Consider the following 18818-nt stretch of genomic DNA (forward strand, 5'->3'; position numbering starts at 1 on the left):
TCCCTCTCTTCAGTTAATCTCGAAAAGAATTGGTCTGATCAATATAGATCATTTCTTTCAGAAAATCTTTATAATAGCCCGATTCAAAATGTGAAAAGGAATGACCAAATGGATAATAAAAATCACCAATATAGCCCTTATTTGACAGATCAATCACCCGAACGTTTGGGGCGACCGATAAAAAATAGTTATTTAAACGATCCCAAAGAAGTTGTGCTTTCTGAATCGCCATTTTATTTTGATAGGTCGCTACTTTTTGATTTTCATCATAATACTTATAAGTAAAGCCACCTTTATTTAAAATGATGCGTTCTTCAGGAATAATTTCCATCAATTTCGCCAAAAATTCATCAGCATGTTTCTTCCAAATTTGATAAAAGGCCTCATCGTCAGAGTGATCCAGTATTTCTTTACACGGAATGGCATCAAATAGTGGTGAGCCTTCCAAAATATAGCTACCCGTTATCGCAGACTTATCATCGAGCCAAATGATCGGCCTGATTGCATCTGGATACAGATCAATCAAAAAATAATCCGGCTGTGCAGCTTCAAGCCGCTGAAAGAAATCCTTTCGAAAATCATCTTTAACATTTCCAAACTCCGTTGCCGTGAACGTATCTGCGTATTTATCAAATGGAATTTCACCCGAATAAGCAGGCGTTGTCGCACTAATCAGAGACGTGTGTGTTTGCGTAAATTGAACATTAAAAAATGACTTATAATCTGGATTAAAATACGGTGAAGTATTGAAAGCATTTCGGCTAAAGCAAGTCCCCATCACGACAAGCTTCTTCGGTTCTTGCTTCACAGTAGGTGCTAAAGCAAAGCGAACGGTCAAATTTCCCATACCATTTTTCATTAATTGTGCACGGTACTTTCCTTCATTCACCAAATCAAATTTCGAATCAAATTCAATCTCATCCGAGACAAAAATGGGCAAATCCAGCCCCTCCTTCGTTCGAATGAAGCCATCCCATTTCTCGTCCAGTTGATATGTACGAAGCGGATAAAGTGTTTTTTTGGAAAGCTTAACCGTATAAGACCGAAATTTTTTCGTAATCGGCTGAATCGTTTCTTCGAGGTATTCAAACGTTGAAAATTTGGGGTCACGTCGCTTGAGCACAAATTCAACCGGCGAAAAATTCTTTTGAACTTCAAAGCCAAAAGAAAAAATATCCTGACGTTCTTTAAAACTCGTTAATTTCACGAGTTTGCGGAGCTCTTTCCGATAATAAAAAGATAGGCGCTTTGAACCCGTTACATAGGACTCTAGCGAAGTTTTAAAAGGCTCCTCTAGCAAGAATTTTTGAGGGATTATTTCCATAGCACCAGAATTTGTTTCAATATGTGCAAGTTTTGACCCTGTCCACTTTGATCGCAATTCAATAAATGGATCAATATAATTTGTCTCATCAACCAAAAATTCTTCAGAAAAAATGTCTGTTGGCAGTGATACTTGAACATGTCCATTTTCGACCTTTCCGCTTGGAAATGCCTTACGTTGTTCAAAAAAATTATACAGTTCAGGGCGAGACCGACGTTTCAGCCAAAATACAGCATCCAAGCCATCTAAGGAATACTCAGATGACACTGCGATATCAAGTTGTAATTTTTTTTCATCAAAAGAAAAATGTTGTAAAGTCGTTTTAAAAGGCTTCGGTTGGCTCAAAAATGTAAGGATTCCTTCAGCAAAATCAAATTTAAAATTGTGAAGGGCATCGCTCGCCGAAACCATTTCAGAGGAAAGCGGCTCAGTAACTTTTAATAAAGTCTCTTGCTTTTTTTGTTTACCAAAGAAATGCCACTTCGTTTCCCGATCTTCTAGCGAATGTTGCAACACAAGTTCGAGCGGTAAAATGATTTCATAACCATTTTCCACTTCCTCAATTTCTAACTCAAACTTTCTTGCAGGTCGAAGAAATTCTCTTCGTTCTTTGTAAAATATTAGAATAGCATCTAAGGAGGTTTGTTTTGAAATAAGAATTCGCCATTCATTGTCCGAATCATTCCATAGAACTTTTTGAGCTCTAATCATTTTCTTATTCCTCCATTAATTCTTCAATAATTCGTTAATAATTGTAACATATTTCACTATAATTACTAACAATTCGCATCTTCAGAAAATAAAAAGCTACTTCTTACGAGATGACATATGCCAATTCATTTTCCACTTAATAGAAAAACGCCCAGTTTTTTCTAACAATTCATACCAAATTCCGTAGCAAATAGCTCCCTATTAGAAAAAATCAAACAAAAAAAGCAACCTATTGTTGGTTGCTTTCGTTATATTGAGCATCTACTATTTGTCTTCCCTTGCATCATCCACAAAGTATTATTTACAACGACGTTTGATCAATTTGGCTGCGGATCTCGCGCGCGATACATTCTATCGTATAAAGAGCTGGAAGTTGAGACGTAATGTTCGCATCTTGATACATTTCTTTATTGATATAATAAGCAATATTAGCATCAGACAAGCGCGCAATGCTAGATTTTGAACTATTGGTAATCGAAATCACTTGGCATTTTTGGGTTTTGAGTTCGTGAATATAGCGGATGATATCTTCATTTTCGCCATCAACCGACAAGGCGACTAGGCAAATTTTGTCCGAGAGTTTATCTGAAAGATGGTAAAACGGATGATTAAGCGGGTCTTCAATGTGAAGCGCAAGCGTGAATAAGGATGAAAAATAAAGCGCTCCGTATTCCGCAATCACGCCAGACGAGCCGATTCCAACAAATAAAACGAGTTCGGATTGACGCAAAATCGACACTGCACTCTGCAATTGTTCTTGAAATTCGTCCCCTGCTGTTCGCTTTAAAAAGTCAATATACGTCGTTTCGTCCGACATATCAATCGCAATGCGTCGCCGTTCTTCCGCATAGAGCTTCAGCTTGACACGAAATTCAGAAAATCCACTGCATTTAAATTTGCGGCAAAAGCGCAAGATGGTCGTTGTGCTCACATGCGTTTCATCGGCCAAATCGCGAATTCGCATATAAACAACCTTTTGCAGGTTTGCGGTAATAAAATTATAGATTTCAAGTTCGGTATCATTTAATTCTACGGATTGTTCTAAAAATAACAAAGTCATCGCCTCCACTCGTCCATTTTGCCATGTAACACTCTGTTACTCAAATGTAACAAGTTCCAACTTAAAAAATGGCTACCTAAAGGATAAATTAGGCTAGTATTTCTAACGTATTCTTTCTATACTAAATGTGTAAAGAACAGCTGTTATGAAAATAGAAAGCGCAATCATTGGATTGCTCTTTAAATATTGGAGGAAGCGATAATGAAAAAAGATGGTATCAAAATTGCAACGATCGGTGGCGGATCAAGTTATACGCCCGAATTAATTGAAGGCTTTATCAAACGCCAAAATGAACTGCCTGTTCGCGAACTTTGGCTTGTCGATGTAGAAGCTGGGAAAGAAAAGCTTGAAATCGTTGGTAATTTAGCTAAACGCATGGTGAAAAAAGCTGGCGTTGATATGGAAATTCATTTGACGCTTGACCGCGAAGAAGCGCTTAAAGATGCGGATTTTGTCACGACACAGCTTCGCGTTGGATTGCTTGATGCACGGATTAAAGATGAACGAATTCCAAATTCTCACGGCGTAGTTGGACAAGAAACGAACGGTCCCGGCGGCATGTTTAAAGGACTTCGGACAATTCCAGTTATCCTTGATATTTGCCGCGATATGGAACGGCTTTGTCCGGATGCTTGGCTGATTAATTTTGCGAACCCAGCTGGAATGGTAACAGAAGCGGTTCTTCGCTACAGCAATCAGAAAAAAGTAGTTGGACTTTGTAACGGGCCAATCGGGATTGAACGCAATATTGCCGAAACGCTTGGTGTTGATCCAACTGAAATTTACGTGGAATTTGTTGGCTTAAATCATATGGTTTTTGCTAAAACAGTTTATTATCAAGGGAAAGATGTTACACGCGATGTCGTTTATAAAATGACGGAAGGTGATGCTGGTTCGACGCTCAAAAACATTAATGCAACGGGTTGGGATAAAACATTCTTGCGTACGCTCAACATGATTCCAATTGATTACTTGCGCTATTACTGGCAAACCAAAGAACAACTGGACGATCAAGCGAAAGCTTACGCGGAACACGGAACGCGTGCGGAAGTTGTGAAAAAAGTGGAAGCTGAACTATTTGAGCTTTATAAACAAGAAGAGTTAGCTGAAAAGCCAAAACAATTGGAACAACGTGGCGGAGCTTACTACAGTGAAGCGGCTTGTAACTTGATTAATTCAATTTATAACGACAAACGTGATATTCAAATTGTCAACACACGTAATAATGGGGCAATTCTTGATATTGATCCAGATTCTGCCATTGAAACAAACTGTGTGATTACACGTCAAGGTCCAATTCCGCTTGCAAGTGGTCATCTTCCAATTGCTATTAACGGGATTGTTCAAGAAATCAAGACGTTTGAACGACTTACAGCAGAAGCTGCAGTGACTGGGGATTATGACAAAGCGCTACTTGCGATGACGATCAATCCGCTCACACCTGGTGACGCTGAAGCTCGCATTTTACTTGATGAGCTACTCGAAGCGCACAAGGAATATCTTCCGAACTTCTTCAAGGAAGCTTAAGAGTCCGAAGCAAAATTAAAAGCCAGCAAGGCGCATGCGCCTTGCTGGCTTTTCTTCTAGCGTGCAATTAGTGTATCTACGCCTGAATGTGCCAAAATATAAGTAGAAATACTACCAAGTACAATTTTTTCAACTTTGTTCAATCCTGTCGCACCGGCAACAATTAGATCTGCGTCAAATTCTTCTGGAATTTCTTTAGCTAGTATCGTTTTTGGATTTCCACTTTCAACATACGTCACGATTTCTTTTACACCAGCTGCTTCGGCTCGGTCGCGGTAACCGGCCACACGTGATCTCGCTTTTTCTTTCGCACGCTCTTCAAGGGAGCCATCATAAGAAATATTGGGTGAAAAGGAGCGTAAATCGACCACACTCGCAATTCCAAGCACTGCCCCGTATTTCCCAGCTAATTCAAGTGCTTTTTGAAAAGCTCGATCCGCCTGATCTGAACCATCGACGGCGACTAAAATTCGTTGATAATTTTCCATAACCCCTACCTCCTCCATTCGAGTTCTTCACTTTCCTTTACCCAAAAATTACCTTCCCTACCCTTTTTTAGAAAAAAGGAATATCTTTTTTCGAGAAAATCAGGTTATGATATACTTAACTTATTCAACAAAAAGGGGCTAAAAAATGAATAATGAAAAGCAACTCAATCAGCAAATAGCCATGTTTTATTTTGCCTACAAAAGTTTCACGGATTCTTTAGATGCGATCATTTCACCACGCGGGCTTTCGCATTTCCATCACCGGATTCTTTTTTTCGCAGAACAAATTCCTGGAATGACAACGAGTGAGCTGACACAGATTCTAGAAATTAGCAAGCAAGCGCTCGCAAAGCCACTTCGCGAGCTCAAAGAAAAGGGACTTATTTATATTGCAATCAGTGAAGAAGATCAGCGGAAACGAACGCTTTTTCTTACTTCAACTGGGATTCACCTTATGCGGGACTTAAGCCGCCAACAGCAAAAACAATTTACCGAGGCTTATAAACAAGCAGGCGATCTAGGCGGGACTGCTTTTACTGCTGTTTTAAAAGAATTTGCGAAGGATCGCCCAGGTATGTCATTTATCGATCAATTTTAGGAGGTTTTTTGATGGAAAAATTACTTTTTATCCAAACAGGATTTGGTGTTGATGTTCATGGCCAGAATGTTACAAAAGCGGCAGAACGCGCCGTCCAGCATGCCATTTACCATAACTCAATGCCGGGAATTGAAGACCTGCTCCCGAATCAAGATTTAAACAATATGAAAGTGCGCATCAAGCTTGCCGTTCCTACGGATAAAGATTTACTTGACAAAGAAGCTGTTAAGAGATTAATTCCTTATGGCACGGTTGAAGTGGAACTAATGGATGGCGGCATGATTACAACAAGCGGCATTTTCCTTGCTGAAAAGGAAGACAAAAACGAAATGATGTACATCGTAAATGCCTCCGTTGAAACAGGTTATTAAAAGAAATAAACCGGAAAGCCCTTAAGCTTTCCGGTTTATTTGTGTGCTTTTTCAAGTGCAAGCAGTTGTGTTTTCATATCTAGGCCGCCTGCATAGCCAGTTAATGAACCATCTTTCCCGATCACACGATGACAGGGAACAACAATCCAAATTGGATTGGCTCCAATGGCTCTTCCGACAGCGCGAACAGCTGTTTTTCGTCCGATTTTTTCCGCAATCTCCCCATACGTCGTTGTTTCTCCGTAAGGAATTTGAAGGAGCGCTTGATAAACACGTTTTGAAAAAGGCGTAACTTCAAAATCAAGCGGAAAATCAAATGTTTTTCGCTTTCCCTCATAATAATCAAGAAGTTGCTTTTTTTCCGCCGCAAGCTTTGCTTCATCTTGCTGCAAGACTTCTTTTGGCAGGTATCTTTTTTGCCAGCTTTTTAATTGGTCAAGGTTGTTTCCGATAAAACAAATGCCCACATTCGTTTTAGCAAGCACTAGCCCTTGTTCTTGCATCGTGCCGTAAAACATCGTTTCACCTTCTTTATTTGTAAAAATAACTTTTTAAAAAATGATGAACTCCATCACGATCATTGGATTTTGTCACGGCATCCGCTTGCTTTTTCACAAAATGATCCCCATTTTTCATTGCCACGCCAATGCCTGCTTCCCTGAGCATGCCAAGGTCATTTTCGCCGTCTCCAAAAGCGATCACATTTTCCGGTTTCACATGAAGTTCCCTCGCAAGTTCGCGAACAGCTAAGCGCTTATCATGTCCCTCTGGAAGGAGCTCGATATTGTTCGCGTGTGAAGATAAGCAAGTCAAACCGTTTACTTTCTCCAAAAGCTCCCGAACAACGCCAATTCGCTTCGGCCCATCGTCTTCAATCACAATCCCATTGACAATTTCCGGGATAACTTGCAGAAAATCCGTTTCCCGCTCAACAAGTTTATAACTCGGGGCAGCCACTCGCGCAGCAGCATCGCTCGTTTTCCGTAATCGCTTCCGTTCCTTCGAGGAATAAACCGTATTTTCCGAGAAAAAGGAGACGAGCATATCCTCACTTTGACAGATTCTATAAATCTCAAGTAGCACTTCTGGCTTGATTTGGGCTTTATAAAGCACCTTGCCGCTTCCTGATATCGCAATCGCACCATTCGAAGCAATAACTCCCGCTTCTTTATGCACCGACTCCGCAAAAAAACGCGCCATTGTAAAAAGCCGACCTGTAGCCACAGTAAAATAATGCCCATCCGCTATTAAATCCCGCAAAATTTGCTTGTTTTTCTGCGAGATCATTTGGTCACTGGAAAGAAGCGTCCCATCCAAATCCGAACAAATCAAATGTTTTTCCACTTTTTCTCCCTCTTTGTTTCCAAATTTCTTTTCACTTTTATTGTAACGGGAAATACGGAGTTTGTATATGAATTTTATGTGACTTTACTGTAAGGCTAGTTCATAGTCAATCATTTGATTCGCTGCTTCATCCAAGAAGCGGTAATGCAAATAAAGCTTCAGTTTCCCAGTTGCCGTTTCGTAAAAACTGGGCAAAATCGGAATGGCCATTTCATATTGGCCATCTTGACCAGGCTTTAAATGAATTTGAGTGCCCCACTTGATGGTGCGATCATCTTTTTGTAAGGGTTTATAGGACATAGGGATGCTAGTTGCAAACGCTTGATTAGATAAGTATAATTCATCTAGTTTTATTTCTAACTTTTCATCTGAATGATTAGTTATACCGAGCTTAAATTTCTGATAGGTGAGCTCTTCTTTTTTAAAAGTCCCTATTTGATTCGCTTGAATAGTAATTCCATTTTTTGTTTGGATAGGTTCATTTTTCGCAAGTTTTATAGTCTGAAAATGAACGGATTGTGCAACAGAATGAAGCTTGTAGAAACGAAAACTTGCAAGGCTAGCAAGCATCAAAATGATTATACCAAGCCAAATATAGCTTTTTTTCACTCCTCGACCTCCTCTTCCAAGTAAACCTTGCCCGATTCAAGGAAAAATAACTTTGTACAAACTTCCTGCAAAAATTTTTCATTATGACTTGTAAGCAGTACACATTTACCAGCCATTTTCCACTCGAAAATCAGTTCAGAAAGTAGCTTTATTCCTTTTTTATCTAGTGCATTAGTGGGTTCATCCAAAATGATAAGCGAGGGATCTTCCATGAAAGCTTGGGCTATTCCTAATCGTTGCTTCATACCGAGCGAATAATCTTTCACTTTCATTTTACTTTGTGGTTCTAATTCAACTCGCTTCATTGCTGCAATGATTTCGCTTTCCCCGATTTTATTTTGAACGGAAGCAAGCAATCGCAAGTTTTCTTTTCCTGTATAGTACTTAACAAATCCAGGATATTCAATGATAAATCCAGTATCTGGCGGAAATTCTATGTCTTGATATAATTCTTGCCCGTCTATTTCGATACTTCCATGATCTGGTTTTAAAAAGCCCAGTAACATTTTAAATAAGACTGTTTTCCCTGATCCATTTGCTCCTTGAAATCCGTAAACTTCCCCGCTTATCATTTCACACGAAAAGTCGGAAAGAATCGTTCGTTTTTTTAGCTGTTTACTGATTGACTTAATTGAAATTGTTCTTTTCACTCATAAAACCTCACTCTAAAATAGGATTTTTTTAGCAGCATAACCAAGAAAAAAATAAGAATAATCCAAATGGCACAACAGATTGTATCTGTGCCTCCCCAAGCACGATTCATTCTTGCTCCCATTGTGTAATTAACAATGGAAAAAGAAGAAGGCTCGAAAACCGTGGAAAAATAAATAGCAACAATACAAACAAATACATAAATACTAGATAGAAAAAATAACAAGCAAAAGGCTAAAAGAGCGATTAAAAAATTAGTGATTAAATTGAATAATAGATGCACAACGATTTCTCTAGAAAAAGACAAAGTAACAACATACAAAATCAAATGATAAAAAAGAATCAAGCCGAAAAAACTGATGAAATTGGCGTAAAAAAGAAGTCTTGTATTTTTCACACGCCCAAGTAAATAGCAATCTAAAGAGTGGATGATTTCCGCAAATACTTCTAAAAAAAGAAAATAAGGAACCCACTCAAAGAGTAGCCATACAAAAGGAATTTCAAAAACGGAAAAGTCCGTTTCTATTCGAATTCCTTTAAAAATTTCACTATAGTTTTTAAAGAAAAATGCAGCAATCAGAATAGGAAGAGCTAACCCCAGATAATGGCTCCTACTCAGCTGAGCGAAGTTGCGTTTCATAAGCTTTATGAACATTATCCTTCCCCTTTTCTTGAAAAGAGCTTTGTAAATTTGATAGATTCACTATAGCAAATAATAAGTAGCGCCAATATGCCCCAAATTAATCCTAAATTAGGCCAGGAATAAACTTCCGTTAAATCAGGTCTTTCATCAAAATACCATTTACCCGCAAAAAGTGTGCTCCCGTTAAATCTACTAACCCAAAAATCTTCAAAGAACAAATAGCCAAACAAAAAGAAAAAGGAAATAAGCGAGTGTCGAAATACTCGTGTCAAAAATTCGAAGCAAATTAATAGAAAAAAAGTAAAAAAGAAAGTATTTATAACTAAGAAAAGAAGATTGATAGTCATTCCATCATTTTTCAAAACAGCAGGAAGGGCGACACAAAGCTCTACAAAGCAACAGAAAAACGCTAGAAAAGCAGCGCGTATGATCTGCATCATAAGTAAAAAGCGACTTGTTCTAAATCTTGCAAGAAAAAGTTCCGATATGCTTTGACGTAGAAAACCAAAACTAATATAAAGGAACGGCAAATAAAAAAAGACAAGATATCTTTTACTGAAAAAAAGTTCTAAACCTCTGTCCTCGGGTTTCTCGCACAGTAAAAAAGTATTGCTTAAAGAAAGAAAAAGCAAGAAACAAGTGATAAGAAGCCATTTCTTTTTCTCAAGCATGAAGGAAGTAAGCAGCACCGCTTTTAACTTATCCATCTCTAAGAGCCCTCTTCCTATAAAGCAGATAAAAAATCGCGAGCAGTAAAAATGGCAGTCCAAAAATTAACAAGGAAGAAGGTCTGCTCGTTGAAATCGACATATTCAAAAATTGAGCTGGAGTCCATGCTACTGAAAGATCCAAAATTGCGGATAAAAAACCAACCATGGTCTGTATTAAAAATGGGAGCAATAAGCAAATAAAGCGATTCGAAATATAGGCAGAAAATAGCGTAGCAAGTGCTGCAAATAAGCTAGCATATAAACTAACTAGAAAAATATTGATGCAAGTTGCTAAAAATGGATGGTAATAAAAAAAAGAGGGAAACATGAAGGTATAAATCCCGCGTCCAGCATTATCTAAGGCGAAATAGTCTTGTAGCTTGAAATCTGGCCAAATGAGGAAGAGACTTAAAAAATCAATCATTAAAATCACAAAAGGCATGAAAAAGCCGATCAATAAAGAGGCACGAAAAAACAAAAGGGCGTAACCTTGATTTGAAAGTTTATATCGTGAAAAATAATGAAATCCAGATTTTTGATAGTCAAAATAAACAGAAACCGTTGGAATTGCCACTAAAATGGGGAGTAAAATATAAAGAAACGTTCCATATCCATCACCATTTTCATTTCCAATCCACATCGTATAAGGGCTCAAATAAAAATCAAAGGAACGAATGTCAAACGAGGTATGTAAAGCGGTTTGCAAATTATGAAGGATATTTAAAAACGGAAAAACGATCATTAAAATTAATGATAAATAAAAATAAGGGTTTTTCATATAGGCAAAAAAATAGTTTTTCATGCTGTCCCACCTTTTTGGTTACTTATAGCCGACCACCTAGATTTTGCATCTAGATGGTCGGCTTTTATGTACTTAAATGTCAGGTTGCCATGATCCAGATGCTGTAGACCTGCTTCTATCCCAAAACCAAGTACGTAGCTTGAATTCAATATCTACCGAACAACCATAGCCATAATTTTCAACAGCATAGTTAGGAAGTGTTTGCCCACCAAGTCTTTGCTTCTTGTCATATCCAGCATTGACTCCCTGCCTGTTTGCTCGTGACCACATATAAATATCACCTTTAGATTTTAAAGAACTCGTATAGATCCCGTATGATGATTTCGAATATTTTCTTGTCTTTGGTGTAAAATCATATGGACTGCTGTGATAAAAAACATTTTTGAAGCCAATTCTATAGGCTTCTGTATTCATTCCTCCAATTGATAGTACTACTACTATCAGACTAATAATAACTGCAATTTTTTTCACAATTCATGCAACTTCTTGTTGTTTATTTGAGATTTTTTTCTCATGTTCAGATTATAGCATGAAAAGCAAAGTGAAAAATTGACAATATTGACAATTTTTCCTTACAAAATTGTCACACATCAAAAAACCGAGCTAAGTCCCAGCTCGGTTTTTTCATCTATTACTCCTCTTCCTTTTTCTTGCGTGATTTTCTGCCTAATACATACACGCCGATCAGAAGAAGAAGGACAAGAATCACGCCGCCAATCACATACCACATCGTGTAGTCACGTTCCAGTTCGACTGCTTTGTTGTTCCACTTGGCTGCTTCATCCCGTTTGATTTCGAAGTTTTTTGTAAACGTCCATTTCTTCCCGCTGCCCCATGCCGTTAAATGAAGCGTATACTTGTCGGGTTTAAATTCCTGATTGTTCCAGTTGATCCCATAATTAAAATTGGAATTGGGTGCAATCCGCATGTTTTCTTTCTTTTCTTGGAATAAAACCTGATCCTTACCCCGCTTTGTCACCTTCGCGTCCACTTTAAAATCTTGGATAATCACGGGTTTTGTATTTTGTAAATTCGCCTTTAGTACATTGCGGTAATTAATTTGAGAAGGCTTGATCGCATTCAGTTTTAAATCGGGTTGAACCGTTTTTTTCGTTTCCACTAGCCGCACGCCAATCACGTACGCATAGCGGTTTTCAATTTGTACATTTTCATCATTCTTCGTTTTTTGTTTCTTGCTTTCTTGTTCCTTAAAATGCAAGCCCCCAAGTACAATCCCATCAAAGGATTCCTTTGGCATCGTTACTTTGATCTTCACCGTTTTTTGCCCGTGCGCGGGAATCGTCGTGGTTTGTTCCACCTCCGCGAGCTTCGAAAACGGATATTTCAACGTTCGATCGAGCTTGGGACTCGCTTGACTGTAATCCACAATCCCATTGTCATTCGTAATCGCTGTATTCGCATGATTTTCAATCGTGATAGCCTTGTTTTTCGCATTTGTCAAAACCACACTTAGTTCCTGCACTTGCCCCGGCTTCATCTCTAAATCAAAATAAATTTTCGTTTTATCCACTTGATTCGTCGGAAGAATCGTATTCACCGAAAACCCCATTGAACTTTCCGCGTTCGCAATCACTCCGCCACCAAATAGAATCAAACAACTGGCCAGAAGTGCGAGTAAGATCCGCCATCTTTTTTTCATCTTTAAAAAAACTCCTTCCACACATGAAACAGTATGGAGCGCGCCTATGCGCACTCCACCACCGTTCATCATTCCTTTTAAGGTGCAGAGCTAAGCGTCCACGTCAGCGTAGACGTATAAGTCTCATCCGCCAGTTTCACCGTCTCAGCCGGCACATGAAGCGTAATCTTCGTATTCCGAGCGCCCGCGCTACCTGCCGCGTCGCCAAACACCGCCGTCCAAACCGACATGCCTTCCCCCGCCGTAGCCGCAACTAAAAGCTGTGGGCTAGAACCAACGGTAAGACTTGATGTCACTTTGCTTGGCGTGTATTTTGAGTCCAACTTGGAACGCAAAGTAGTCCCTGAAAGCGTAAGATCTGCCCCTGTAAGCTCCGCGCCCGAAGCAGTTTTAAATGGCGTTCCGCTCACTTCCAGATTCCAGCCTGCATTAAGACCTGTGTTGTCCGTTACCTGCACAAATTGCGGGACGTAAAGCGTTGTGCCATCTGAAGTTCGTTTCACTTCTGAAAACGGCGGATGATACGCCATATCCTTCCCGAAAATCTTCTGTTTCCCGAATGAAATCTGCGAAGCAAAATCAATCCGAAGCGCGCCAGTTGTTGGCGTCACCGGATCCGTTGGTGTCACTTCTTCCCCCGGGTTGGTCGGATTAACGGGAGGCGACGTGCCATCCACATCAGCTGTGAACTGAACATTTGAATCACTTTGACTCAGACTGGGCTCAGTAGCAAGAGCAGTCGGTAGCTGCACGGAGAAAAATCCTGCCACAATTATTCCTGTAACGAGTAAACTTTTCCCTGCTTTCATCTTTATCAACTCCCAATCAAGCTGGAGTATCAGTCAGTGTCCAAGTTAGAGATGTCGAGTATTTACCTTCAGTTTTTGCAGTATCACCAGGTACCGATAGAGAAATACTTTTAGCTGCCGCTTCTACATCCATACCAAATGTGTCAAACCAAGTACCCATCCCTTGATTAGCTTTTGCAGTAATGGCATCTACAGAAGTTTTCCCATCTGGATTTAAAGTCATTTCGCTTGCTGTCGGTGTATTCGCATCCGATTTTTTGCTTGATTTCATAGTTGGGTTTTTAAATTGAAGTGTCGCACCTTTTAGTTCGCTTTCGCCATTTTTAAATTGACCATCTTGAACGACTGTAAGTTTCCATCCAGCATTCGAACCACGGTTATCCGTTACTTGCACATAGTTTGGTTTTTCAACCGTTTCGCCAGTTTTAGTATCTTTTAGTTTATCCATTTGAGCATAGTAAACTTCATCATTACCAGAGATTTTTTGTGTGCCGAAGTGAAGTGTTGAAATGTAATCAATGCTTAGCGGGCCACTTGTTGGCGGTGTAACCTCTGGATCTGTTGGTTCAACAGGATTGTTTGTATCCGGATCTTGTGGTGTGCTTGGTTCCAAGTTCTTTTCAAAAGTAACATCTCCTTTTGAAGTGGTTGAACCGCCATCCGCTGCAAAAGCTGTGAATCCTGTTCCGGATACTCCTAAAATAGTAACAAGTCCTAGTGCCGTAATTTTCAATGTTTTATTCATGTTTTCTTCTCCTTTTTCCCCTTAGTAGGGTGAATCAATTATTTCCCAAGTCAACGTGGTCCGGTAATGGCCCGCTTGTTTTTTCGTTTCCTTAGGGAGTATTACTTGTATGCTCTTCCTTGCTTGTTCCGCATCAGTTCCAAAGGTGTTAACCCATGTGCCTGCACCCGTGCCTGCTTTTGCGACAATCACGTTGCTTGAGCTTTCGCCACTTGCATCTAGCACAATTTTTTGGAAGCTTTGCGGTGCTTTTTTGCTTGTCGCACTTTTCAGCGCGCTGTTTAAAAGAACCATTTCGGCACCTTCTAAAACAGTTTGGTCACTTCTTAATTGACCATTTTGCTTCACCGTCAGCCGGTATCCCCCCAAAGTTCCTCGATTATCCGTCACTTGGACATAATTCGGAACTTCTTCAGAACTACCTGTTGAGACAATTGTCACTGGCGTCAGAGCCGCAAAGTAAATTTCCGTTTGACCGGTGATTTCATGAGAACCGAACTGAATATTCGATGCAAAATCAATACTGAGTGGTCCAGGTGTTCCAGGATTTGCACTTTTTGGTTCTACTTTTTCACTTGGTCTATTCGGATTCACCGGTTTTGTATTGTCGTAATTAGGCCTATAATAAGCATCTGCTCGAGAACTAGAAATAGATTTTATTCCACTAGCAACGGCCTGATCAGAAACAGTAAAGAATAATAGACCACTTCCTAATAAAATAAGCGCGTATTTATTCCACTTCCTGTTTTTCATCCCTAACAAGCATATTCCTGCAATGAGAAGAAATCCTAACCCAACTAGTTGTAAGCCTTGTTGATCACCCGTATGTGGTAATTGTGAGAAAGGGACTTTTGTGCCGCTACCAAATTCATTTTGAGAACCAGCTTTTTCGCCTTGATCCTTTCCACGTTGTTTGTTGTTAGCTAAAGGTTTTTTCGGGTTTTCTGGCTTTGCTTTACCTCCTGGAACAGTTGGTTTTTCTTCAGGTTGTTTTCCCGTTAGCGTAAGACCAACTGTTGACTCATACCCTGTTGCTGAAACAAAATGTAGCGGAATAAGCAAGAAAAATGTAAATCCTAAGAGCAGACATAACCAAACTTTTTTCATCGTCAAACTCCTTTTTATGGTGTATTTTCAAGCGTCCAAACAACCTTCGTTTGATAGAGTTTTCCGCTTCGAATGTTTCCAGGCATAAGATCAAGCATTAGCCCCGTGTCACCAGTTGGATTCAAATCAATTTCTGTCAAGCCTTCGCTTGCCGTTTCTTTTTGAAAAACAGGAGTTGTTCCTTGAGTATTTATTGGGGTATAACGGATGTTTCCGTCCGTGTTTTTCGTTGCAAGAACTAGGCTATCAGGTAGTTCTTCTTCTCCATCTGTCTTAAATGGCGATTCAAGCATCGCGGTTAGTTGCCATCCGGTTCTTTCAGAGCGACCATCCTCTACTGTCACTTTGGTTTCTTCTTCCGGCTTGATCCGTTGTTCAAAAGATCGGATTTTTTGTATGCCAAACTGAATATCTGCAGGAATTTTTTTGATGCTCAATGTCCCCGGTGTTACAACTACTTGAATAGTTTTTTCAACATCTTTTACACGTAATGTAATCGTGTAAGTCCGAGCTTCCTTCGAAAATCCGCCTCGATCTGCAACAGCGATACTATCCGAGATGTCACTTCCTGATGGAACTTCCCACGCTTTAGCTTTTGCTTGTTTCAAAATAAACGCATCCAGTTCAGCATCATTCACTGGTACCTCTCTCGCTTTCACAACAAATCCTTCTGCTCGTAGCATCGCTTCATTTGAAATCGAACTATCTTGATCTTTCACAAAAACAGGCACTGAAATAGAAACTTTGTTCCCTGCTTTATCCGCAATTTCTACAATCGCTTCTGATTTACCGACAAGTTCTGTATCAGGGCTTTTTACTAACTTATAGCTCAAATTGTCATCGCCATTTCCTGCGTTATCTTGTACATTTGTAACAAGCGCTTTTACATCGCTATCAAAATTTGATCCAACTTGTACAAATTGAGTTACAGCATCCGCATTCGGTGGTGTAGTATCTTGAACTGTTTTAATATCTGATTTTACACTTTCATTTCCTGCTGCATCCTTTGCAACCGCATAATACTCTAAATACGGAACAAGTGGTTTTTGATTAGCAGTAAGCGCGAGTGTAAAGCTTCCCTTGGCATTTGCTTTTGTTGAACCTAAAATAGCTTTGTCAGAAGCCCGGTAAATTGTGACTAAACTATTTGCCTCAGCCGTTCCAACAAGGTTAGCATCTTTGTCTTTGATCGTATTTAGAACTGGTTTATCTGGAGGAGTTTTATCAGCAACAACCACACTTGTTAAGCTTTCTTTCCCGTTCAAATACGCATAAGCCCATACTTTGTTCCCAGCTGTTAAATAATTGCCCTCTGGAAGAACAAAGGTAAATTCACCCGTTTTAGCATCTGCCCGCACATGATATTTTTTCGTATCTCCTTCCGCCTGACCTTTAATTGTGCCTGGTGGAATGGCACTATCTCCAGTAAACGTGACCCATGCACCTGGGTTTGATACCCCGTGAATGACATGACTATTTACCTCTTTATGATTGTCTGACAGCGAATCAATCATGACTTTCACATCTGGAATGTAGTCATAGAGAACGCGTTTAAAGTTCTGTGTTCGATAGTTTTGTACGAAGCTTGCGGCAATGGTATTTGAAATACTCTTCCCAGTTGCACTTATGACATTACTTCCACTATAGGAAACTGTCATTCCATACATTGGATACCAATCATACGTAGGCGTTACTTTCGATGCATCCGCAAAACTCCAAGCTTTTACTCGCTGAATCGAAGCGTTAAAAGTTCCACTTGCCATCCAAATGAGTCTCGTACTTGGATTTGTATTTCGCCTTGCATCTAAGTCAACACCTCCCGCATCTGCAAAAGTAAAGGTAGAAGCAGCTCCGATTAAAATCATATTTTTAGCTGCTGATCCATCTGATGAAACGACAAACGTGCCTTTCTTGCCAATCTTAAAAGTACTATTGTTCCCTGTCTTAACAAGACTAGCGTTTCCAGCACCTTGGTTATTCGCGATAACACTAAGATGAGCACCACTTTCTACATCAAATTTAGCAGAATCACCAATGCTAATCGGATTTTTATAATAAGCATCCGTAAAAGGACCATTCATTTCTAAATTTAGTGTAGCACCGTCACTCACAAGGACCTCTGAACCGTTTCCAAGCAAAATACCACCACGACTAGAGCCTGTGGGAGTCTTAATATTCACCTCAGCATTATTGGCTATGTGAAGATTTCCATTCAACTGAATCGTCGTCCAAGCCCCTTCACCTGAAAAGCCATCACCGCCACCGGTCAAGTTTAAAACGGCACCTTTTTCAACAGTAGCTGTTCCAATTGTTCCACCCGTTCCAAGCATCAACACAGTTGCATTATCTGTTGTACCTGTATAATGCGAATTTTCCTTAAACGTAATATTGGTTACTTCAAGATTTGTTTGATATGGTTGCGTATTGTAGCGAACACCATCAAACGGACTCACATAAGAATTAACAGATTTATTGACAACAGTACCAGCAACTGAAAAATCTGCCTGATATGACGCTGTAAATTGTGAACCTGTGTAGTTTACATCTTGGATAGAATAAGAGGAAGCAGCCGCCGTGTAGCCTTGAAGCCGAAACGGTCCCCAGTAATTTTGTCCATACATATCAAGATCATAAACTTGAACATTAATTTTTGTCATGTTGAAATTTAGCCAGTAACTCCGCTGTCTAAAATCTACTTTAATTCCTGGGCGTACACCACGAATAACCAAATCACGTACAGGAGCAGCTACATTGGCTTCACCTGCTGATGGACTCGAAAACTGTGTAAACGCAAAATCATTCATCACAACTATTTCGCCAACGCTCGTGTTAGCCATCGCTGCATCCATTTCAGTAGCATTTGTAACATAAGCAACAGTCCCAGTTCTCGCAACATTTCCCTGAGGAAGTTCAGCTGCTTGCATGTTCGATCGTCCTTTATTATCTTCAGGTCCTGCTTTTTCTTTAGCTTTCGTCCTGTCCACCACGGCAACCTTCAAGTTATTGGAATATTCAGCTTTTTCGTTTGAATATTTTTTAGCTATTAGCGAATAGTCGCCCGCTTTTTTGGCTAGAAACAAGAGTTTTGCTTTGCCAGAATTAAAAGCTTTTGCAGGAATCACCACTTGATTTTTCTTTTCATCAAATTGAATAGCTGAGCTTTCATTTTCAGTTTGTGTTTCTTTTGACAAAAAGCGCATTCCTTTCGGCACATCAAGCACAGCCGTATCGGTTGCATCAGAAAAATCAGCACTTGCTGTGACTGTGAATGCTTCGTTCGCATAACTATACTCTTTCGCTACTTCAAGAGTAAAAGATTTAGAAGCATCCACTTGATTTAATAAACCACTTATTCCTATTGGAAGAGCTAGTCCGAAAATCAAAACTAAGCATCCGATAACAAAATAGCGATATCCTCTCTTTTTTCCCAAAATCTCACCTCGCTTTGCTATAGAATCTTGCTTACAAATCTGTCTAGCGTACAAAAGAAGTCATTTCTATCAGTAAGCTACTATAATTTATCATACGAAGTTTCTTCAAAATAGGAATGGCGAGTACACTTTGTTAAAAAAACAGGCTGAAATTGTGGCAAAAAATTCACAGAATTAATTCTTGACAAAAAAAGAGCATTCCCTTTCCGGAAATGCTCCTTTCGTAAA

19 protein-coding genes are annotated in these 18818 nt (G+C 39.6%); 3 read left to right on the forward strand and 16 right to left on the reverse strand.

Going from position 1 to position 18818, the window contains the following annotated elements:
- Positions 1-13: 13 nt before the first annotated feature.
- Positions 14-2035: a DUF6270 domain-containing protein gene (locus tag UR08_RS06750; RefSeq protein ID WP_115752910.1), complete on the reverse strand. Its 2022-nt coding sequence runs from the start codon at positions 2033-2035 to the stop codon at positions 14-16.
- A 301-nt stretch (positions 2036-2336) separates the two neighbouring features.
- Positions 2337-3089, reverse strand: coding sequence for a MurR/RpiR family transcriptional regulator (locus UR08_RS06755; RefSeq protein ID WP_115752911.1), 753 nt, complete (start codon positions 3087-3089; stop codon positions 2337-2339).
- Positions 3090-3296: 207 nt separating this feature from the next.
- Here UR08_RS06755 and UR08_RS06760 point away from each other — a divergent pair, with 207 nt between their 5' ends.
- Positions 3297-4622, forward strand: a complete 1326-nt coding sequence (locus tag UR08_RS06760; RefSeq protein WP_115752912.1) for a 6-phospho-beta-glucosidase — start codon at positions 3297-3299, stop codon at positions 4620-4622.
- Between the two features lie 56 nt (positions 4623-4678).
- Here UR08_RS06760 and UR08_RS06765 read toward each other — a convergent pair whose 3' ends face one another.
- Positions 4679-5110, reverse strand: a complete 432-nt coding sequence (locus UR08_RS06765; RefSeq protein WP_115752913.1) for a universal stress protein — start codon at positions 5108-5110, stop codon at positions 4679-4681.
- Positions 5111-5255: 145 nt separating this feature from the next.
- Here UR08_RS06765 and UR08_RS06770 point away from each other — a divergent pair, with 145 nt between their 5' ends.
- Both UR08_RS06770 and UR08_RS06775 read left to right on the forward strand, forming a co-directional pair.
- Entirely contained in the window at positions 5256-5708 is a 453-nt protein-coding gene (locus UR08_RS06770) for a MarR family winged helix-turn-helix transcriptional regulator (protein ID WP_115752914.1), read from the forward strand.
- Positions 5709-5719: 11 nt separating this feature from the next.
- A complete protein-coding gene (locus UR08_RS06775; RefSeq protein ID WP_115752915.1) occupies positions 5720-6079 on the forward strand; it encodes a Lin0512 family protein in 360 nt (119 codons plus the stop codon).
- 35 nt (positions 6080-6114) lie between these two features.
- Here the strand turns inward: UR08_RS06775 and UR08_RS06780 are convergent, their stop codons facing one another.
- The 13 genes from UR08_RS06780 to UR08_RS06840 all read right to left on the reverse strand — a co-directional run bounded on the left by UR08_RS06780 (position 6115) and on the right by UR08_RS06840 (position 18590).
- The gene (locus UR08_RS06780) at positions 6115-6597 is read right to left on the reverse strand and encodes a methylated-DNA--[protein]-cysteine S-methyltransferase (protein ID WP_115752916.1); all 483 of its coding nucleotides are present in this window, start codon (positions 6595-6597) and stop codon (positions 6115-6117) included.
- Between the two features lie 13 nt (positions 6598-6610).
- Entirely contained in the window at positions 6611-7423 is an 813-nt protein-coding gene (locus UR08_RS06785; protein ID WP_115752917.1) for a Cof-type HAD-IIB family hydrolase, read from the reverse strand.
- 84 nt (positions 7424-7507) lie between these two features.
- Positions 7508-8032, reverse strand: coding sequence for a hypothetical protein (locus UR08_RS06790; protein ID WP_115752918.1), 525 nt, complete (start codon positions 8030-8032; stop codon positions 7508-7510).
- Complete coding sequence (locus UR08_RS06795) at positions 8029-8682, reverse strand: ATP-binding cassette domain-containing protein (protein ID WP_115752919.1); 654 nt, start codon at positions 8680-8682, stop codon at positions 8029-8031. Before UR08_RS06795 ends, UR08_RS06790 begins: the two co-directional genes overlap by 4 nt.
- On the reverse strand, positions 8679-9338 hold the full coding sequence (locus UR08_RS06800) for a hypothetical protein (RefSeq protein ID WP_115752920.1): 660 nt from the start codon (positions 9336-9338) through the stop codon (positions 8679-8681). The genes UR08_RS06795 and UR08_RS06800 overlap by 4 nt, the downstream gene beginning before the upstream one ends.
- The gene (locus UR08_RS06805) at positions 9338-9997 is read right to left on the reverse strand and encodes a hypothetical protein (protein ID WP_133296335.1); all 660 of its coding nucleotides are present in this window, start codon (positions 9995-9997) and stop codon (positions 9338-9340) included. Before UR08_RS06805 ends, UR08_RS06800 begins: the two co-directional genes overlap by 1 nt.
- Positions 9998-10025: 28 nt before the next feature.
- A complete protein-coding gene (locus tag UR08_RS06810; protein ID WP_115752922.1) occupies positions 10026-10838 on the reverse strand; it encodes a hypothetical protein in 813 nt (270 codons plus the stop codon).
- Positions 10839-10910: 72 nt separating this feature from the next.
- A complete protein-coding gene (locus tag UR08_RS06815; RefSeq protein WP_115752923.1) occupies positions 10911-11309 on the reverse strand; it encodes a hypothetical protein in 399 nt (132 codons plus the stop codon).
- A gap of 160 nt (positions 11310-11469) precedes the next feature.
- Positions 11470-12498, reverse strand: coding sequence for a WxLIP family cell surface protein (locus tag UR08_RS06820; protein ID WP_115752924.1), 1029 nt, complete (start codon positions 12496-12498; stop codon positions 11470-11472).
- A gap of 77 nt (positions 12499-12575) precedes the next feature.
- Positions 12576-13307, reverse strand: a complete 732-nt coding sequence (locus UR08_RS06825) for a WxL domain-containing protein (RefSeq protein WP_115752925.1) — start codon at positions 13305-13307, stop codon at positions 12576-12578.
- Positions 13308-13323: 16 nt separating this feature from the next.
- Positions 13324-14052, reverse strand: coding sequence for a WxL domain-containing protein (locus tag UR08_RS06830; RefSeq protein WP_115752926.1), 729 nt, complete (start codon positions 14050-14052; stop codon positions 13324-13326).
- 21 nt (positions 14053-14073) lie between these two features.
- Positions 14074-15159 (reverse strand): WxL domain-containing protein, encoded by a 1086-nt coding sequence (locus tag UR08_RS06835; protein WP_115752927.1) that lies wholly within the window; start codon positions 15157-15159, stop codon positions 14074-14076.
- A gap of 14 nt (positions 15160-15173) precedes the next feature.
- Positions 15174-18590, reverse strand: coding sequence for a pectate lyase-like adhesive domain-containing protein (locus UR08_RS06840; RefSeq protein ID WP_115752928.1), 3417 nt, complete (start codon positions 18588-18590; stop codon positions 15174-15176).
- Positions 18591-18818 lie beyond the last annotated feature (228 nt).

The sequence above is a fragment of the Listeria kieliensis genome (assembly GCF_003369925.1).
Classification (GTDB): domain Bacteria; phylum Bacillota; class Bacilli; order Lactobacillales; family Listeriaceae; genus Listeria; species Listeria kieliensis_A.

Bases quoted from the DNA above. Each gene is read 5' to 3' on its own strand.
- UR08_RS06805 (WP_133296335.1), bottom strand. From the start codon at position 9,997: ATGCTTGAGAAAAAGAAATGGCTTCTTATCACTTGTTTCTTGCTTTTT.
- UR08_RS06770 (WP_115752914.1), top strand. From the start codon at position 5,256: ATGAATAATGAAAAGCAACTCAATCAGCAAATAGCCATGTTTTATTTT.
- UR08_RS06780 (WP_115752916.1), bottom strand. From the start codon at position 6,597: ATGTTTTACGGCACGATGCAAGAACAAGGGCTAGTGCTTGCTAAAACG.
- UR08_RS06775 (WP_115752915.1), top strand. From the start codon at position 5,720: ATGGAAAAATTACTTTTTATCCAAACAGGATTTGGTGTTGATGTTCAT.
- UR08_RS06835 (WP_115752927.1), bottom strand. From the start codon at position 15,159: ATGAAAAAAGTTTGGTTATGTCTGCTCTTAGGATTTACATTTTTCTTG.
- UR08_RS06760 (WP_115752912.1), top strand. From the start codon at position 3,297: ATGAAAAAAGATGGTATCAAAATTGCAACGATCGGTGGCGGATCAAGT.
- UR08_RS06820 (WP_115752924.1), bottom strand. From the start codon at position 12,498: ATGAAAAAAAGATGGCGGATCTTACTCGCACTTCTGGCCAGTTGTTTG.
- UR08_RS06800 (WP_115752920.1), bottom strand. From the start codon at position 9,338: ATGTTCATAAAGCTTATGAAACGCAACTTCGCTCAGCTGAGTAGGAGC.
- UR08_RS06810 (WP_115752922.1), bottom strand. From the start codon at position 10,838: ATGAAAAACTATTTTTTTGCCTATATGAAAAACCCTTATTTTTATTTA.
- UR08_RS06825 (WP_115752925.1), bottom strand. From the start codon at position 13,307: ATGAAAGCAGGGAAAAGTTTACTCGTTACAGGAATAATTGTGGCAGGA.
- UR08_RS06765 (WP_115752913.1), bottom strand. From the start codon at position 5,110: ATGGAAAATTATCAACGAATTTTAGTCGCCGTCGATGGTTCAGATCAG.
- UR08_RS06750 (WP_115752910.1), bottom strand. From the start codon at position 2,035: ATGATTAGAGCTCAAAAAGTTCTATGGAATGATTCGGACAATGAATGG.
- UR08_RS06830 (WP_115752926.1), bottom strand. From the start codon at position 14,052: ATGAATAAAACATTGAAAATTACGGCACTAGGACTTGTTACTATTTTA.